Origin of the sequence: Methanobrevibacter sp. (assembly GCF_050872065.1) — an archaeon.
GTDB lineage: Archaea > Methanobacteriota > Methanobacteria > Methanobacteriales > Methanobacteriaceae > Methanocatella.
Genome location: NZ_JBNMGD010000036.1, coordinates 1 through 14976, shown reverse-complemented (window position 1 = coordinate 14976; position 14976 = coordinate 1). Strand labels below are relative to the sequence as shown.

The following is a 14976-nucleotide window of genomic DNA, read 5'->3' as shown; positions in this document are numbered from 1 at the left end:
TCAAAAAACAATGCCAAAATCAAGAAAACGAACATTCAAGACTAAACGAGGCGTTTTAAAACGAATCTATCGCAGGGATCTCATTTGGAATGACAATCGCAAAAAGGATTTTGAAAATCAACAAAGTTTTTGAAAGAGTCATAGCATTTATTTTAATTCATGGTTTTATGTTTTAGTTTAATATTTATTTTTAAGAGATTCTTTTATGTATCTTTTAATAAATTTATCGAGTTCTGGTGAAACTTCACTTTTTTGAGAACCTAATTGAGTTTTATCAGTAAATGTTCCTTTTAATTGTCTACCTGTCCATTTTACTTCTTCTTCAACTCTTTTTCCGTATTTTGTTCCAAACATCTTAAATAGTGGGAATTTAGTAATTCCATTTGCACCACTTAGTATCAGTATTCCTATGTTTGCAAGATTATCTATCCATGTTCCGCAGATTATTTCGATTTCTGGGAATTCTAACCTGACTCTAGCCACTACTTGTACATAATAAAGAGAAGCGGGTTGTGATGAATTAGAATATATGGTTTCTTTGTGAGGATTTAGAGAGTAAAATATTACTCTATCAATTTTATGATCCCTGATATAATCAATAATGTAATCTACATCGGATAATGTCTCGCCAAGACCCAATATTATTGTAATTGCATTTTTAAATCCTAAACCTTTTGCAACATCTAACATATTACTTATATCATCTAATTTTTTTGAGGGGCATACCTTTTCATGGATTTTTGGATTTGCTACTTCAACAGCTCCAGTAATTCCTTTTATTTCAGATCCATATTCGTCCAATTCATCTGTTATTCCAGTATTCAACCAGACTCCATCACCAGTTATATTTTTGATTGTTGTAGCTATTTCCTTAATTTCCTGTGTTTTGAATGATTCATATCCTCCAGATAAGAATTCGATGTTCCAATCGAGACGTTTGCACATTTCTGCCTCAGCATAGATGTTGTTTATGTTTCGTCTTGCTTTGGTTGGATCTTTAATTTTATCTTTTTGTGTTGACATGTAACAGAAGGCACAATCTCCCTTGTCACACCACCATGACAAGAATACTGCTCTTTCTAATGTGATTAAATCCCCGTGTTTTTTTAATGTAATATCATTGGCTTTTTTTATTAGATCGAATATGTTAGAATTCATGTATGTAATATATATCCTTAAACTTTATATATTAGTTAGTTAAAATTAATTAATAGAACTGATTTTATTGGTTTAGGGTACAAAAAACCGAAAGGTTTATATAGTACATGTTACAAAGTAATTATTACTGTTTAAAGTCTTTTGATTTTTAAACATGGGTTGTATTTGGTTAAGTGAGATGGGTGTCATATGCCATCGTAGCTCAGTAGGTAGAGCGTTCGGCTGTTAACCGATTGGTCACAGGTTCGAGCCCTGTCGATGGCGCTTTTGGGCCCATAGCTTAGCCAGGTAGAGCGTCCGGCTCATAACCGGAAGGCCATGGGTTCGAACCCCATTGGGCCCATGTTGATTAAACAGTTTAGATTCATATGCTCCGGTGGTGTAGTCCGGCCAATCATTTCGGCCTTTCGAGCCGAAGACTCGGGTTCGAATCCCGGCCGGAGCATTTTTAAAAATTTGTTAAGATTTTTTATGGTTTCTATGTATCCTTTGTTTTCATAAGCGGGGGTGCCCGAGAGGCCAAAGGGGACAGGCTTAGGACCTGTTGACGCAGGTCTACCAGGGTTCAAATCCCTGCTCCCGCATTCTTTACAATTTTTTTAATTTGTTTCATTTGCCGGGGTAGGGTAGGTGGTCATCCTCCGGGACTGTGGATCCCGGGACTCGGGTTCGAATCTCGGCTCCGGCCCCATTTATAAAATCTATTTTTATGATTATTTAATGTAAATTGTACTTTATTAGTGTTCATATGCTCCGGTGGTGTAGTCCGGCCAATCATTTCGGCCTTTCGAGCCGAAGACTCGGGTTCGAATCCCGGCCGGAGCATTTTAAATATATTTTTCCTGATTTTTTCATGATTAGTTTTCAGATGCTCTAGCATTTTTATTATATATTATGCAAAATAAACTAATATTATAAATGAATTATTTCTATTGTTGAGTGTTGTTATGGCTAAAAAAGGATCTGCTGAAGAAAGGGAGTTGGTGCATAAACTTTGGGAACGTGGTTTTGCAGCTATGAGGGCTCCTGCATCTGGGGGTGCTACTAAAAAATCATTACCTGATGTTGTTGCGGGAAATGGTAAGTTATATTTGGCTATTGAAGTTAAAACAACTACAAAAGACAAAATATATATTGATTCTATTCAAATTGATGAATTATGTGAATTCTCGGATATTTTTGGTGCTAAACCGTATATTGGTGTTAGATTTAAATACACTAAATGGCTTTTTTTAGAGCCAGATAAAACTCCTCGTACCAGTAAAGGTAATTATCGTGTCAAAAAGGAGTATGCTCTGGAAAAAGGTTTAGAAATTGATGAAATAACTGGTATTGATAGACAAATGAAATTCGAATGAATGGTAATCTTTATATATTATTAAAATAAATCTATTATTGTATGTTATGTGTGGGGTTATGGTGTAACCTGGCATCATCTGGGACTCCAGTTGTCTTTGAAGAAATATACGCGTAACTGAACAGTACTTGTTGTGATGAACAATTGGAGTACTGAGGCAAGAGAAATCCCAGGATCGGGGTTCAAATCCCTGTGACCCCATTTTATACAAAAACTATTTTTCAAAAATTTTAATTATTAGATTTTTAATATTATTTTTCATGTCACATATTGTTTTTATTTCAGGATATAATTATGATTCAAATTGTTATTTAATTGATAACAAAATTTTAGTTGATACTGGTGCCGGCGAAAACAAGGATTATTTATTTTCTAAATTACATGAAAATGGTGTTGAACCGGAAGATATTGAATTAATTGTTAATACTCATTGTCATTTTGACCATATTGGGGGTAATCATCTTTTTCCAAATGCTAAAATAGCTGTTCACAAATTAGATGCAATTCCAATCAGAAATGAAGACACATTAGGTACTGCGGGCACTGCTTTTGGTTTTGATAATATCAATAATTCTCATGTTGATATCGAGCTAGAAGAAGGCGATAAAATAGCAGATTTTGAAGTAATCCATACTCCTGGACATACAAGTGGAGGAATTTCTCTTTGGGATGGTGAAAATTTAATTTGTGGTGATACTATTTTTGCCGGTGGGGGTGTTGGTAGAATGGATATTGGAGGAAATTATGAAGATATGAAAAAAAGTGTTGAAAAATTAATGACATTGAATGTCAAAAGAATTTTTCCTGGCCATGGGCCTATTGTTGAGGATAATGGAAAAGATCATATTAAATTATCTTACTCATATTTATGATTTATTTTCTAATTTTTTAGATACTTTGCTAAATGATCCTCTTTTAACAAGGACTGAAACTTTTTCTCCACGACTAATGACATTGTCTGGTTGTGGGATAATTAATGTTCCGTTTTGATAAGTAGCTATAATCATGAAATCTTTTGTTGGGGATATATCTTCAAATTTTTTACCAATAATTTTATCATTAGTTATGGTCATATCTAAAATTTCCCCATCCCCTTGACCAATAGTCATTAATTCTGCCGTGTTTGGTCGGGTAACAATTTTTTGTAAATATGATGCAGCTGCTCTTTCTGGACTGATTACTTGTTCTATTCCAACTTCTTTAAATGCTTCCTCGTGGTCAGGATTACTTACACGAGCAATAATATGTTCAACATTATATTTTCTAACGAGGATACATGAAAGTAAGTTTGCTTCATCATTTCCAGTTGTTGCAATGAAATACTTTGCATCTTCGATATTTACTTCTTCAAGTATTTTAGAATTAGTTCCATTTCCACAAATAACTAGTGCATCGAGTTCTGATGCAACATCAGCACATAATTTAGTATTACTTTCAATTAGTGTAATGTCATATCCTTCATTAATTAATAAATTTGCAAGGGCGAGTCCTACACGACCCCCTCCCATAATTACTACATAATCCATTATAATCACCTTTAATATTTATTTTTAAGTATTATAAAGTTTATCTTTTAAAAATTTCAAAAACAGTCCTTATTGTGATTAAAACTGGATAGATTTCTAATCTTCCAATCCACATATTAAAAATACTTACTATTTTTAAGATAGGGTTTATTTGGGGGGTCATAATTCCAAGGTCTAAACCATTACTACCTTGAAGTGACACTATTGCAAATAAACTTTTAAATGGATCATATCCAAATAGACAGAATAGTGCCCATGTAACTAGTATAAACATTAAATATAATGTAATGTAATTTCCGGATTGTGCCACTACACTTTCAGGCAATTGTTTATCTTGTAATTTTATTGGAACAATTCTGCCTGTTGGTGATAGGATTTCGCGTATATGTTTATAGACTCCTTTGAAAAATGTAATTATTCTAATAAGTTTAATAGCCCCTACTGTGGATCCATTAGATCCTCCAGATAACATTAGACAAATTAAGCAGATTAATACGAAGGATGGCCAACCTGCCATTGTTAAAGATGATGGAATATTCGCTCCTGTTGTTGTAATTGCTGATACTACTGTAAACAATAATTCCATTGGAACAATATTTGACATATAATAAAGTAGTAATGTCACAATCGCAATTACACAGATAATTATTTTAAATTGTAAATCTTCTAATAGAGATTTTCCTTTTGTTTTTATGACTTTATAATGAACTAAAAAGCTTGTAGCACCAAGTATCATTAAAATAATGGTTATGAAATAAATCAAGTCATTATTATAATATCCCATATTAGCATTTTTAATGTTCATACCCCCAGTTGAAATGATACAAAATGTATTACATAATGAATCAAAAATCGGCATTCCTGCTAATATATACAATATAATTCCTGTAATTGTGTAAATTATGTAGATTTTTATTGTTTTTTCAAGTGTTGTTTTTGTACTTGGTTTTACACGTTCTTCATGTGCTTCTGAGTGATATAAAGTTGAGGTTACTGCACCAGGTTTTGTTAAAATACTAATGACCATAACTACAACCCCTAAACCTCCAATCCATTGTTCAAAAGCTCTAAAAAATAACACACTGTGGGGCAGTATCTCTAAGTCAGTATACATGGTTATTCCAGTACCAGTCAGAGCAGACATACTTTCAAAAATTGCGTCTAGTGGAGAGAGGTTTGTTGCAAGCATAAAAACTAGTCCTCCAATAAGAGCAGCCCATAACCAACCGATAGATGAAATGATCATACCATGTTTAAGTCGAAGATTCTTTTTTGAATATTTTTTGAGATATTTCATTAAAAAGACGCCAAGACCTATTGATATTGCTGCAGGTAAAATAAAACTAGTTAAATCAAATTCAAAATATATTAAATCAAATAGTAATGGAATCAAACACATTACTCCAATTCCAATTAATAAATATCCTGAATTTAGTCCAATAATTAATAAGTCAGTCTTTGTTATATATCTCATTAATGTATTATTTTGAATAAATTTCTATATAAATTTATAAGTATTAGAAAATATAACTTAATAGTAATTATGGATAAAAAATCAGTATTTTTTCTTGGAATTAGTGTTTTTATATTATTTGTCATGTTATGGCTAGTGGGAATAGATGAGGTCATTGCCGATCTTAAAGTTGCCAAATTGGAATTGATAGCGTTAGCTATTGGTGTGCAGGTAGTTACATATGTGTTATATGCTTTGCGTTGGCAAATACTTAATAATTTAGCTGATATTAATACAAGCCTTAAAAAATTAATTCCAATGGTTTTGGTAGGTCTTGCAGTAAATAACATAACACCTTCCGGACGTGGTGGGGGAGAACCTGTTAGGGCATATATTCTATCAAAGGAAGAAAATTATCCAATGCGAGAAACTTTCGCTACTGTTGTTGCTGATAGGGCTTTAGATACATTTCCATTTATAGTGTTGGCAGTAATAACAATTATTGGTATGACTTTTTACTTCAACTTTGATCTATGGTTGCTTGTTTTAATGATTCTATCAGTAATAGTTATTATTGCTGTTTTAATCCTGATTATTTACATGTCTGTCAATCCTAAATTTGGAAAACGTGTTGATGGGTGGATAATTAGGTTAGTTAGAAGATTTTATAAGAAAAATTCTGAGGAGTTTGAAAATAAAATCCATTCTGTTATAGATGATTTCCAGAATACAATGAAAACTCTAATTTCTAGTAAAAAAGTCATGTATTATGCATTGCCATTATCATTTATTATTTGGATTTTTGAAATCATAAGAGTTTATATAGTATTTTTAGCTTTTGGAGCAAATATTAGTCCAGTTGTTATCGGTGAGGTATTTATCATTGCTTCATTAGTTGGTATGATACCGCTTCTTCCAGGGGGCCTTGGTGCTGTTGATGGAATTATGGTTGTATTCTATTCTGTTGCAGGAATATCTGCTTCAGTAAGTGCTGCTGCGACTGTTATAGAGAGATTAATTTCATTTTGGATGGCTACAATTTTAGGAATGCTTATCTTACCTCATTATGGATCTTCAATTTTGGATAAAATTTCATTTAGTTCATCAAATGATGAAATTGAAGATACGTTTGAAAATGAAATGGATGATTAAATAGAAAACTTTATTTTAATTTATACACTAAATATTTAGTATAGCAAAAAATTTATTTTTTGTATATTAATTTTGGTGAAATCATGGAAATTAATGGTGTAGAAATTAAAGATACTTACGCAGAAGGTTTCGGAATTAAAGTAACTAGAATTTTAGTTACTGCAGCAACTGAAGAATTAGCAAAAATCGCAGCAACTGAAGCAACCGGTTACGGAACTTCTGTTATTGGATGTCCTGCAGAAGCAGGTATTGATTGCTTTGTACCAGCAGAAAACACTCCTGATGGAAGACCAGGTTATGTCATCATGATCTGTCAAGGTGGTAAAAAAGCACTTGATCACGAATTAATGGAAAGAATTGGAATGTGTATTTTAACTGCTCCTACTGCAGCAGCATTTAACTGTCTTGAATCAGAAACTACCTTAAAAACTGGTAACAAATTAAAATTCTTCGGTGACGGATTTGAAAAAGAATGTGAAATTGACGGAAGAAAAATCCATTCTATCCCTATCATGTCTGGTGATTTCTTAGTTGAATCTGAATTTGGATACAAAGATGGTGTGGCTGGAGGAAACTTCTTCATTTTAGCAAAAGACCAAATGACTGGTGTAAAAGCAGCACAAGCAGCTGTTGAAGCTATTTCTAAAGTTGAAGGTGTAATCACTCCATTCCCTGGTGGTATGGTTGCATCTGGTTCTAAAGTAGGATCTAACAAATACGCAAAATTCTTAAATGCATCTACTAACGAAAAAATGTGTGTAACATTAAAAGGTGAAGTAGACTCTGATATTAGAGACGATGCTGATGGAGTATTTGAAATTGTTATTGATGGTGTAGACGAAGAATCCGTTAAAGCAGCTATGAAAGCAGGTATTGAAGCAGCTTGTTCAGTTGATGACGTACTTGAAATCAGTGCAGGTAACTTTGACGGTAAATTAGGCGCTTACATTATGAACTTACAAGAGTTATTCTAGAGAATTTAATTCTCTTTTCTTTTTTTATTTGAATTTACTTATTTAATCTAAATCTTCTTTTCCAGTTATTTTAGCTATCTCTTCATTTGTTAGATTTATCCCAATTATTTCTTCTATTTCCTTTAAATCAGTAATTAATTTTTCAAAGGTTTTTTTATCAGGCCCTAAAATTAAATGTGAATGGATATTATGTGTGGCTTTATATAAATTTTTTAGTGCTTGTTTTTGGTCATCATGTGTTTCTAAATAGTTTTGATAGCACTTGCCATCGGCAAGTTTTGTTACTCCTATATCTCGTGTAAGAGGTGTTTCAACGCCAGGGATGTGGTAATCAATATTTTCCAAACTGCAACCATATTTGTTGATAATTTTGAATTCATCATATAATTCATTTGGAGTATGTTTCACTGTTATTCTTAGGAGATGAGGTTTTGTAGATTCGAAAAACATGTCTTGTCCACCAATTATTTCAGGACATACAACTTTATTTGCTCCTGCTTTTTTAAGGCGGCTGATATTTTCTATTCTACTTGCTCTTGTGATAATCCAAGCATCTGAATTACTTTCACGGATTGTCAATACAATAAATAAATTGTTTACATCGTCACCAGTACTTACAATTACACTATTGCATTTTTTTCCTGCTAATTTTGCTATTAAATTATCTTCAATTGCATCTCTATGAATTGTAACTACTGAATCTGTTTCTTCAATATTTTCGAAGACTTCTTCATCTTTATCAATTACAATTATATTTTGATTTCTTTTTGTTAATTCGTCAAATACTACTTTTCCGACTCTACCAAATCCACAGATGATATAATAATCTTCTAAGTCACTTATTTTTTTCATTTTCCTAGCTCCTTTTGAATACGCACTCATTTTTTCTTGGAAACTTGTTAACATGACATTAAATACATAAGCAAGTAATGCAACACCTGAAAGAGCTAATGTTGTTGCAAAAATCTTTTGAATCCCAGTATGAGGAGTATAATCTCCGTAACCCACGGTCGCCATTGTAATAATTGAATAATAAATTGAATCAAGAAGATTTAGGTTCATTATAAAATAGGAACCCACAATTCCATAAATAAACAATCCAATAATTAATATGAGTCCTGTTGTCACATATCTTGTAGGTAATTTTGTTAAAATTCTAATTGTTATTTTTCTCATAAATTTGTTTCCATAAAATATTTAAGATAATTATATCTATATTAAATAGTTATATTTTAATTTAAAGGTGATTTTTTGGATCCAATTGATATGATGGTTACTGATTATAATTGTGAATATTTGGGTTTATCTAGATTATGCCTAATGGAATCTGCGGGCAAGTCATTAGCAGAAGAAGTAGGTAAAATTGCAGTCTATACATTTTCTAAACCAGTTAAAGTTGTTATTTTCACAGGTTCTGGTGGAAATGGTGGGGATGGTTTTGTTGCAACAAGATATTTGCTAAACAGAGGGTATGATGTTGATATCTACATGTTAAAGGATAATATTCACTCTAAAGATGCTAAGGTTAATCTTGAAATATTAAAAAATATGAAACCCCGTTTATCTAGATTGAATATCTTTAATTTAAAAACTTTGGAAGATATTAATAATTGTGAAGTTGCTAAAAGTGTAGATGATGATTTTATAATTCTTGATTGTATTTTAGGTACTGGAATTGAAGGAAAATTACAAACCAATATTAAAAGAGCCATTGAAGTAATTAATGAATCCAGTGGAGTTAAGATAAGTGTTGATGTTCCTTCAGGATTGGATCCTTTAACTGGTGAAGCGGATGATTTGGCAGTTATTCCAGATTATACAATTAGTTTTCATAAAATTAAAACAGGGGTAAGAAATGCTGATGAAGATGTTGTTGGGGGTCTTGTAACAGCAGATATTGGAATTCCATTTGAAGCAGAATACTTTGTCAATTATGGTGATTTTTTAAGGTTTAATAATAGGGATTATAATTCTCATAAGGGAAATAATGGTCGTTTACTCATTGTTGGAGGTTCTTTTGATTATTCTGGTGCTCCTGCAATTGCTGGAATGGCTGCAATTGGAGTGGGTGCTGACTTAGTTTATGTTGCTGCACCTGAGAAAGCCGGTGAAGCTATTAAAGCAACATCTCCTGATTTGATTGTTAAATCTCTTGAAGGGGATGAACTCTCATTGGATAATGCTAGTGATATAATTGAATTATCAGAGAATGTTGATTCAGTGGTATTGGGGCCAGGAGCAGGAATATCTGAGGATACTTCAAAACTATTTAATTTGCTTGTTGTAAAAATTAAAAAACCAATAGTCTTAGATGCTGATGCTTTAAAACAAGTTGATTTATCTTTAATTAAAAATCGTGAAGATATCATATTAACTCCCCATATTTTCGAATTTAAATCCTTTTTTAAGGTTAATAACGATTTAAAATTGGATATTGATACATATGATTTTAAGAAAGTCGATGAAAATATCACTGAATTCCAGAAAATTACTCGTCAAATTAAAGGATCTGTCATCGTTAAAGGTCAATATGATTTAATTTTATCTGGAAATAAATTCAAGATTAACAAAACTGGTAATCCTGGAATGACTGTAGGAGGAACTGGCGATGCACTTTCAGGCATTGCAGGTAGTTTATTTGCTCAAGATTTGAGTGCTTTTGACAGTGCAGCACTAGCTGTCTTTATTAATGGTCTTGCAGGAGATAGAGCATTTGAAGAGAAGGGAAATGGGTTTTCAGCTACTGATTTAGTATCTTTCATTGGTAATGTGATTAAAGATGGATTATGTTAAAGGAATTTTTAAGAATCGTCCAAATAGATTCATAGCGGAAGTGGAAGTGGATGGTAATTTGGAAATTGCTCATGTGCCGAATACTGGTAGATGTAAGGAACTCTTAGTTGATGGTGCTGTAGTTTGGCTTAAACCATCTGATAATCCAAAAAGAAAAACTAAATTTTCACTTCACTTTGTAGAAAACAAAAATGTATTGGTATCAATTTACTCCCAACAAGCAAACAGTATTGTGTATGATGCCATTCTTGATGGTAAAATAGAAGAGCTCACAGGTTATTCTATTCATCAAAGAGAAAAAACTGTTGATAATTCAAGAATAGATATATATCTTTCAGATGGAACTGATGAATGTTATGTTGAAGTAAAAGGAGTAACATTAATTGTTGATGGTGAAGCTAGATTTCCGGATGCACCAACTGAAAGAGGTTCAAAACACTTAAATGAATTGATAAAACTTAAAAAGGAAGGAAATCGAAGTGTGGTATTTTTCCTAGTGCAACATCCAGCCGGAAAATTCTTTAGGCCAAACTGGGAAAATGATCCAGTATTTTCCAGAACATTAAATGAGGCATATGATGCTGGTGTTGAAATTCTTGTCTATAAGTGTGATAATCAACTAGATGCAATAACCTTGATTCCAGAAGCTTTAGATTTTGATTTGGGAGAAAATCTCTCCGATAGCATCGTTAATGACAAGTGATGATAGATTATCATAATGAGTTTCACTTTTATTAATTAAAACAAGATTTTTCCCGTTAAAATAATTTATGAGTCCTGCAGCAGGATAAACAACAAGTGAAGTTCCTCCAATGATTAATGTGTCTGCTTGTGAGATATAATCGATTGAAAAATTTAAAACTGCATTATTCAGTGGTTCTTCATATAAAACAACATCAGGTTTTACGATGCCTCCACATTCACATTTAGGAATTCCATCACTTTTTAAAATATGATTCAATTCATATTCTTTTCCGCAAATTTGACAGTAATTCCTATGAATGCTTCCATGGAGTTCTAAAATATTTTTGCTCCCTGCTTTTTGGTGAAGTCCATCAATATTCTGTGTCACTATAGCTTTTAATTTTCCGATTTTTTCTAATTTAGCCAGTGCAATGTGTGCAGGATTAGGTTTAGCATCTTTAAAAACAAGATTGTCTTTATAATAATTAAAAAACTCTTCTGTATGCTCTAAATAATAACTATGTGAAACAAGATTTTCTGGAGTGTCTCCATACTTTTTTAAGCTTTTATAAATTCCATTTTGCGATCTAAAATCCGGAATTCCACTTTCTGTTGATACTCCTGCTCCTCCAAAAAATACAATATTGTCAGAGGAATCAATAATTTCTTGCAATTTGCTAATTTTAGACATGATTTAATTTACATCATAAAATAATATTAATTTTTTCTTAATAAAGTTTTAAATAAGATATTTAATATAATATCATTATTAACTTGTTATTAAACTTGGAGGATTATATGGATAAACATACTCAAAATAATAATTCAAATCTTGATTGGATGGTTCATTGGTCTTTAAAAGGATATAATCCTCGCAGCAGTCAAGTCAAGCTTATTAATAAAATTAATTTTGCAATCGGTGAAGGTTATAAAAATATTATTCTTGAAGCAGGTACTGGAACAGGTAAAAGTGCGATTGCAACAACTCTTGCAAATATGTATGATGATTCGTATATTCTTACAATGACTAAACAACTTCAAGAGCAATATTTGGATGATTTTTCAGATATGCTTGTTGAAATAAAAGGCAGGGGGAATTATCCTTGTAACTATAATGGAAATTGCGACTTTTGTATTAAATCAGAATACAATTTAAGGAAATGTGTTGATTGTGATTATAAATTGGCATTCAATAAAGCTACTGATTCAAAGAATGTAATTACAAATTATGATTATTTTTATTATGTTGGTGTTGAAAATGGAATATTGGATCCAAGAAAATTGTTAATTTTAGATGAAGCTCATAATTTAGAACGTAAAATGTTGTTGTTATCTTCTTTTGAGTTAAATAGGGAATATATTTCAATAAAATTTGGTTTAGATATCTTTGCTCCGATAATGGATAATTCTAAATCATTTTATAATCTTAAAACTAATTCGCAATATTGGATTGATTTGTGTGATGAATTGAAGCAAATTTGTAAAAAAAGAATTGATGAAATTGAAGGTAAAGGTAAAAAAACTGTACAAGTCACTTTAGATGAATTTGAAAATGACCCAAATAAATTTTCTAGTTTTGATTATGTTGAAAAACAGATAATTGAAGGAGATTTGAAAAACTTTAGTCTTATTATCTCAGGACTTCAATCTAATGATTTGATTATTTGATTTACCAAATAATAATCAAATAATAGATAACAAAATGGATATTTCTGTTGAATTCAAGCCATTTTCAGTATCTAAAGACACTCAAAAATTGCTTAATTTAGGAAATATTAGAATTTTTTTAACAGGTACTTTAGGAGATAAGGATAAATTCTGCAAATGGAATGATATTAATCCTGATGAGACTTATTACATTTATGAAAAAAGCCCTTTTGATGTTTCTAAAAGGCCAATTTATGGGGAATTTGTAGGAAGTATGAGTGGAAAAAGGGGCAATGTTCCAAAATGGAAAAATAAAAAAGCCCTATCAAAGATTAAAAAATTAATTGACAAGCACAACGGCGAAAATGGTGTTATTCACACATCTAGCAATGAACAAGCATATTGGATTATAGAAAATCTGAAAGAATGTAACTTAAGATTTGTTGGTGGATCTGATAGGAATCAAGTTTTACGTGAGTTTAAGGAGAGTAATGAAAATATTATTTTAATTGGTGCTTCTATTAAAGATGGTGTTGATTTTAAAGGAGATTTATGCAGATTCCAAATTATTTTTAAAATACCTTATCCTCAGTTAAACGAACAGGTAAAGTATCGTAAGGAGTTAGATTCTTCTTGGTATTATTATCAAGCAGTTATGGCATTAATGCAAGCTTATGGTCGTGGAATAAGGGATGTTGATGATTACTGCACCATGTATATTCTTGATGTTGATTTTAAAAAATTAGTTGATTTTAATAAAAATTTCTTCAATGAATATTTCCTTGAGGCTATAAAAAAATAAGGTATGATAGCATTAAAGCTATCTGTTTAATTTTTGATAATTTGCAGCTTGAAGACCGTGGTATTTAATCATACCTTCAACTTCTCTTTGGTCAGTTTCTTTGTCTTCAAAAGTAATTTGTTCAATACTATGTAAGCTGAATGGAGATTTTCTTACTAAAGGTTGGATGGAACCTTTGAAGAGTTTCATTACAACTTCTCCACTTACTCTTTCTTGCATTTTATCAAATGCTTGGTCTAAGTCTTCTCTTAATGGTTCTTGCCAGAGAGCTCTGTATACTAAATCAGCATAAAGTGTGGACATGTATTCAGCAAATCTTAATTCATCAGTAGTTAAAACTAATTCTTCTAAAGCTTGGTGAGCTGCAATTAACAATTTTGCTCCAGGAACTTCGTAGTTTTCCCTACTTTTAAGACCAATCATTCTGTTTTCAATAGTGTCTACTCTTCCAATACCATTGTTTCCAGCAAGTTCATTTGCTTTTCTAATGATATCGATTAAAGGCATCATTTCACCGTTGATTGCTACTGGAACACCTTCTTCGAATTCAATGGTTACTTTTTCAGGTTCATCGTTTGAATCTTCCCAAGATTTAGTCCATTCGTAAATTTCTTCAGGAGGTTCGTTTGCAGGATCTTCTAGGATGTCTCCTTCAATAGATCTTCCCCAGATGTTTTCATCAATACTGTAAAGTTTATCAGAACTTAATTCAATTCCTTTAGATGCAGCATATTCTTGTTCTTCAGTTCTAGTTAAGTTTAGTTCTCTGATAGGAGCAATAATATCTAAATCGGACATTGCAAGGATTACTGCTTCAAATCTGAATTGGTCATTTCCTTTTCCAGTACATCCATGTGCAATTGCAGTTGCTCCTTCTTTTTCAGCTATATCGATAATTTTTTGAGCAATAAGTGGTCTTGCAAGTGCAGTACTTAATGGATATCCTTCATATTCTGCATTTGCTTTAATTGCGCGTGCGATGTATTCATTAGCAAATTCATCTTTCGCATCAATGTTATAATGTTTTAATCCACCAATTTTAGAAGCCATGGTTTTTGCTCTTTCCATTTCTTCTTCGCCTTGTCCAACATCTACACATGCAGTAATAACTTCTACATCGTATTTTTCTTCTAATAATTTAACACAAACAGAGGTGTCTAATCCTCCACTGAATGCTAAGACAACTTTTTCAGTCATATTTAATCACCGTTATAATTTGTAATGAGAATAAGTATTCATTTAATAATTATATTTTTAATAGTATTTATAATTTAAACGGTATTGTTTTTTGACTCTTTCAAAAACTTTGTTGATTTTCAAAATCCTTTTTGCGATTGTCATTCCAAATGAGATCCCTGCGATAGATTCGTTTTAAAACGCCTCGTTTAGTCTTGAATGTTCGTTTTCTTGATTTTGGCATTGTTTTTTGA

The 14976-nt window shown here is 31.7% G+C and carries 14 protein-coding genes and 7 tRNA genes; 15 read left to right on the top strand and 6 right to left on the bottom strand.

What is annotated here, in order from left to right; all coding sequences use genetic code 11:
• Window positions 1-177: 177 nt before the first annotated feature.
• Window positions 178-1158 (bottom strand): radical SAM protein, encoded by a 981-nt coding sequence (locus ACR0P1_RS05990; RefSeq protein ID WP_432645496.1) that lies wholly within the window; start codon window positions 1156-1158, stop codon window positions 178-180.
• A gap of 191 nt (window positions 1159-1349) precedes the next feature.
• Between ACR0P1_RS05990 and ACR0P1_RS05985 the strand changes: the two genes are divergently transcribed.
• The 9 genes from ACR0P1_RS05985 to ACR0P1_RS05945 all read left to right on the top strand — a co-directional run bounded on the left by ACR0P1_RS05985 (window position 1350) and on the right by ACR0P1_RS05945 (window position 3387).
• Window positions 1350-1422 (top strand) — tRNA-Asn (locus tag ACR0P1_RS05985).
• A 5-nt stretch (window positions 1423-1427) separates the two neighbouring features.
• Window positions 1428-1501: transfer RNA gene (locus ACR0P1_RS05980), tRNA-Ile, on the top strand.
• Between the two features lie 27 nt (window positions 1502-1528).
• A tRNA-Glu gene (locus ACR0P1_RS05975) sits at window positions 1529-1603 on the top strand.
• A gap of 56 nt (window positions 1604-1659) precedes the next feature.
• Window positions 1660-1742, top strand: a tRNA-Leu gene (locus ACR0P1_RS05970).
• Window positions 1743-1773: 31 nt separating this feature from the next.
• Window positions 1774-1849, top strand: a tRNA-His gene (locus ACR0P1_RS05965).
• Between the two features lie 59 nt (window positions 1850-1908).
• Window positions 1909-1983: transfer RNA gene (locus tag ACR0P1_RS05960), tRNA-Glu, on the top strand.
• A 122-nt stretch (window positions 1984-2105) separates the two neighbouring features.
• Window positions 2106-2516 carry a Holliday junction resolvase Hjc gene (hjc, locus tag ACR0P1_RS05955; protein WP_432645495.1) on the top strand — a complete coding sequence of 137 codons (411 nt, stop codon included), beginning with the start codon at window positions 2106-2108 and terminating at the stop codon, window positions 2514-2516.
• Between the two features lie 52 nt (window positions 2517-2568).
• Window positions 2569-2716: transfer RNA gene (locus ACR0P1_RS05950), tRNA-Trp, on the top strand.
• Window positions 2717-2775: 59 nt separating this feature from the next.
• A complete protein-coding gene (locus tag ACR0P1_RS05945) occupies window positions 2776-3387 on the top strand; it encodes an MBL fold metallo-hydrolase (protein WP_432645494.1) in 612 nt (203 codons plus the stop codon).
• Here ACR0P1_RS05945 and ACR0P1_RS05940 read toward each other — a convergent pair.
• Together ACR0P1_RS05940 and ACR0P1_RS05935 are read right to left on the bottom strand one after the other, a co-directional pair.
• Window positions 3382-4041 (bottom strand): potassium channel family protein, encoded by a 660-nt coding sequence (locus ACR0P1_RS05940; RefSeq protein ID WP_432645493.1) that lies wholly within the window; start codon window positions 4039-4041, stop codon window positions 3382-3384. The two genes, ACR0P1_RS05945 and ACR0P1_RS05940, sit on opposite strands and share 6 nt — an antisense overlap.
• Window positions 4042-4081: 40 nt before the next feature.
• On the bottom strand, window positions 4082-5515 hold the full coding sequence (locus ACR0P1_RS05935) for a TrkH family potassium uptake protein (RefSeq protein WP_432645491.1): 1434 nt from the start codon (window positions 5513-5515) through the stop codon (window positions 4082-4084).
• A 69-nt stretch (window positions 5516-5584) separates the two neighbouring features.
• Here ACR0P1_RS05935 and ACR0P1_RS05930 point away from each other — a divergent pair, with 69 nt between their 5' ends.
• Both ACR0P1_RS05930 and fhcD read left to right on the top strand, forming a co-directional pair.
• Window positions 5585-6646, top strand: a complete 1062-nt coding sequence (locus ACR0P1_RS05930; protein WP_432645490.1) for a UPF0104 family protein — start codon at window positions 5585-5587, stop codon at window positions 6644-6646.
• Window positions 6647-6729: 83 nt separating this feature from the next.
• Window positions 6730-7620: a formylmethanofuran--tetrahydromethanopterin N-formyltransferase gene (gene fhcD, locus ACR0P1_RS05925; RefSeq protein ID WP_432645489.1), complete on the top strand. Its 891-nt coding sequence runs from the start codon at window positions 6730-6732 to the stop codon at window positions 7618-7620.
• A 42-nt stretch (window positions 7621-7662) separates the two neighbouring features.
• Here fhcD and ACR0P1_RS05920 read toward each other — a convergent pair whose 3' ends face one another.
• Complete coding sequence (locus tag ACR0P1_RS05920) at window positions 7663-8796, bottom strand: NAD-binding protein (protein WP_432645488.1); 1134 nt, start codon at window positions 8794-8796, stop codon at window positions 7663-7665.
• Window positions 8797-8871: 75 nt separating this feature from the next.
• Between ACR0P1_RS05920 and ACR0P1_RS05915 the strand changes: the two genes are divergently transcribed.
• Together ACR0P1_RS05915 and sfsA are read left to right on the top strand one after the other, a co-directional pair.
• Window positions 8872-10413: an NAD(P)H-hydrate dehydratase gene (locus ACR0P1_RS05915; protein ID WP_432645487.1), complete on the top strand. Its 1542-nt coding sequence runs from the start codon at window positions 8872-8874 to the stop codon at window positions 10411-10413.
• The gene (gene sfsA, locus ACR0P1_RS05910) at window positions 10400-11116 is read left to right on the top strand and encodes a DNA/RNA nuclease SfsA (RefSeq protein ID WP_432645486.1); all 717 of its coding nucleotides are present in this window, start codon (window positions 10400-10402) and stop codon (window positions 11114-11116) included. The genes ACR0P1_RS05915 and sfsA overlap by 14 nt, the downstream gene beginning before the upstream one ends.
• Here the strand turns inward: sfsA and ACR0P1_RS05905 are convergent.
• Complete coding sequence (locus ACR0P1_RS05905) at window positions 11063-11788, bottom strand: NAD-dependent protein deacylase (RefSeq protein ID WP_432645485.1); 726 nt, start codon at window positions 11786-11788, stop codon at window positions 11063-11065. The genes sfsA and ACR0P1_RS05905 overlap by 54 nt on opposite strands.
• A 107-nt stretch (window positions 11789-11895) precedes the next feature.
• On the opposite strand from ACR0P1_RS05905, the gene ACR0P1_RS05900 reads away from it, so the two are divergent.
• Window positions 11896-12765: a DEAD/DEAH box helicase family protein gene (locus ACR0P1_RS05900; protein ID WP_432645484.1), complete on the top strand. Its 870-nt coding sequence runs from the start codon at window positions 11896-11898 to the stop codon at window positions 12763-12765.
• A gap of 34 nt (window positions 12766-12799) precedes the next feature.
• Window positions 12800-13546, top strand: a complete 747-nt coding sequence (locus ACR0P1_RS05895; protein ID WP_432645483.1) for a helicase C-terminal domain-containing protein — start codon at window positions 12800-12802, stop codon at window positions 13544-13546.
• An 18-nt stretch (window positions 13547-13564) separates the two neighbouring features.
• On the opposite strand, the gene ACR0P1_RS05890 is transcribed toward ACR0P1_RS05895, so the two are convergent.
• On the bottom strand, window positions 13565-14743 hold the full coding sequence (locus ACR0P1_RS05890) for an argininosuccinate synthase (RefSeq protein WP_432645482.1): 1179 nt from the start codon (window positions 14741-14743) through the stop codon (window positions 13565-13567).
• Between the last annotated feature and the right edge of the window lie 233 nt (window positions 14744-14976).

What these genes read in the sequence shown, in the direction of transcription:
- ACR0P1_RS05945 (WP_432645494.1), top strand. Translation starts at nt 2,776, where the DNA reads ATGTCACATATTGTTTTTATTTCAGGATATAATTATGATTCAAATTGT.
- ACR0P1_RS05890 (WP_432645482.1), bottom strand. Translation starts at nt 14,743, where the DNA reads ATGACTGAAAAAGTTGTCTTAGCATTCAGTGGAGGATTAGACACCTCT.
- ACR0P1_RS05920 (WP_432645488.1), bottom strand. Translation starts at nt 8,796, where the DNA reads ATGAGAAAAATAACAATTAGAATTTTAACAAAATTACCTACAAGATAT.
- fhcD (WP_432645489.1), top strand. Translation starts at nt 6,730, where the DNA reads ATGGAAATTAATGGTGTAGAAATTAAAGATACTTACGCAGAAGGTTTC.
- ACR0P1_RS05930 (WP_432645490.1), top strand. Translation starts at nt 5,585, where the DNA reads ATGGATAAAAAATCAGTATTTTTTCTTGGAATTAGTGTTTTTATATTA.
- ACR0P1_RS05900 (WP_432645484.1), top strand. Translation starts at nt 11,896, where the DNA reads ATGGATAAACATACTCAAAATAATAATTCAAATCTTGATTGGATGGTT.
- ACR0P1_RS05905 (WP_432645485.1), bottom strand. Translation starts at nt 11,788, where the DNA reads ATGTCTAAAATTAGCAAATTGCAAGAAATTATTGATTCCTCTGACAAT.
- sfsA (WP_432645486.1), top strand. Translation starts at nt 10,400, where the DNA reads ATGGATTATGTTAAAGGAATTTTTAAGAATCGTCCAAATAGATTCATA.
- ACR0P1_RS05990 (WP_432645496.1), bottom strand. Translation starts at nt 1,158, where the DNA reads ATGAATTCTAACATATTCGATCTAATAAAAAAAGCCAATGATATTACA.
- hjc (WP_432645495.1), top strand. Translation starts at nt 2,106, where the DNA reads ATGGCTAAAAAAGGATCTGCTGAAGAAAGGGAGTTGGTGCATAAACTT.
- ACR0P1_RS05940 (WP_432645493.1), bottom strand. Translation starts at nt 4,041, where the DNA reads ATGGATTATGTAGTAATTATGGGAGGGGGTCGTGTAGGACTCGCCCTT.
- ACR0P1_RS05895 (WP_432645483.1), top strand. Translation starts at nt 12,800, where the DNA reads ATGGATATTTCTGTTGAATTCAAGCCATTTTCAGTATCTAAAGACACT.
- ACR0P1_RS05935 (WP_432645491.1), bottom strand. Translation starts at nt 5,515, where the DNA reads ATGAGATATATAACAAAGACTGACTTATTAATTATTGGACTAAATTCA.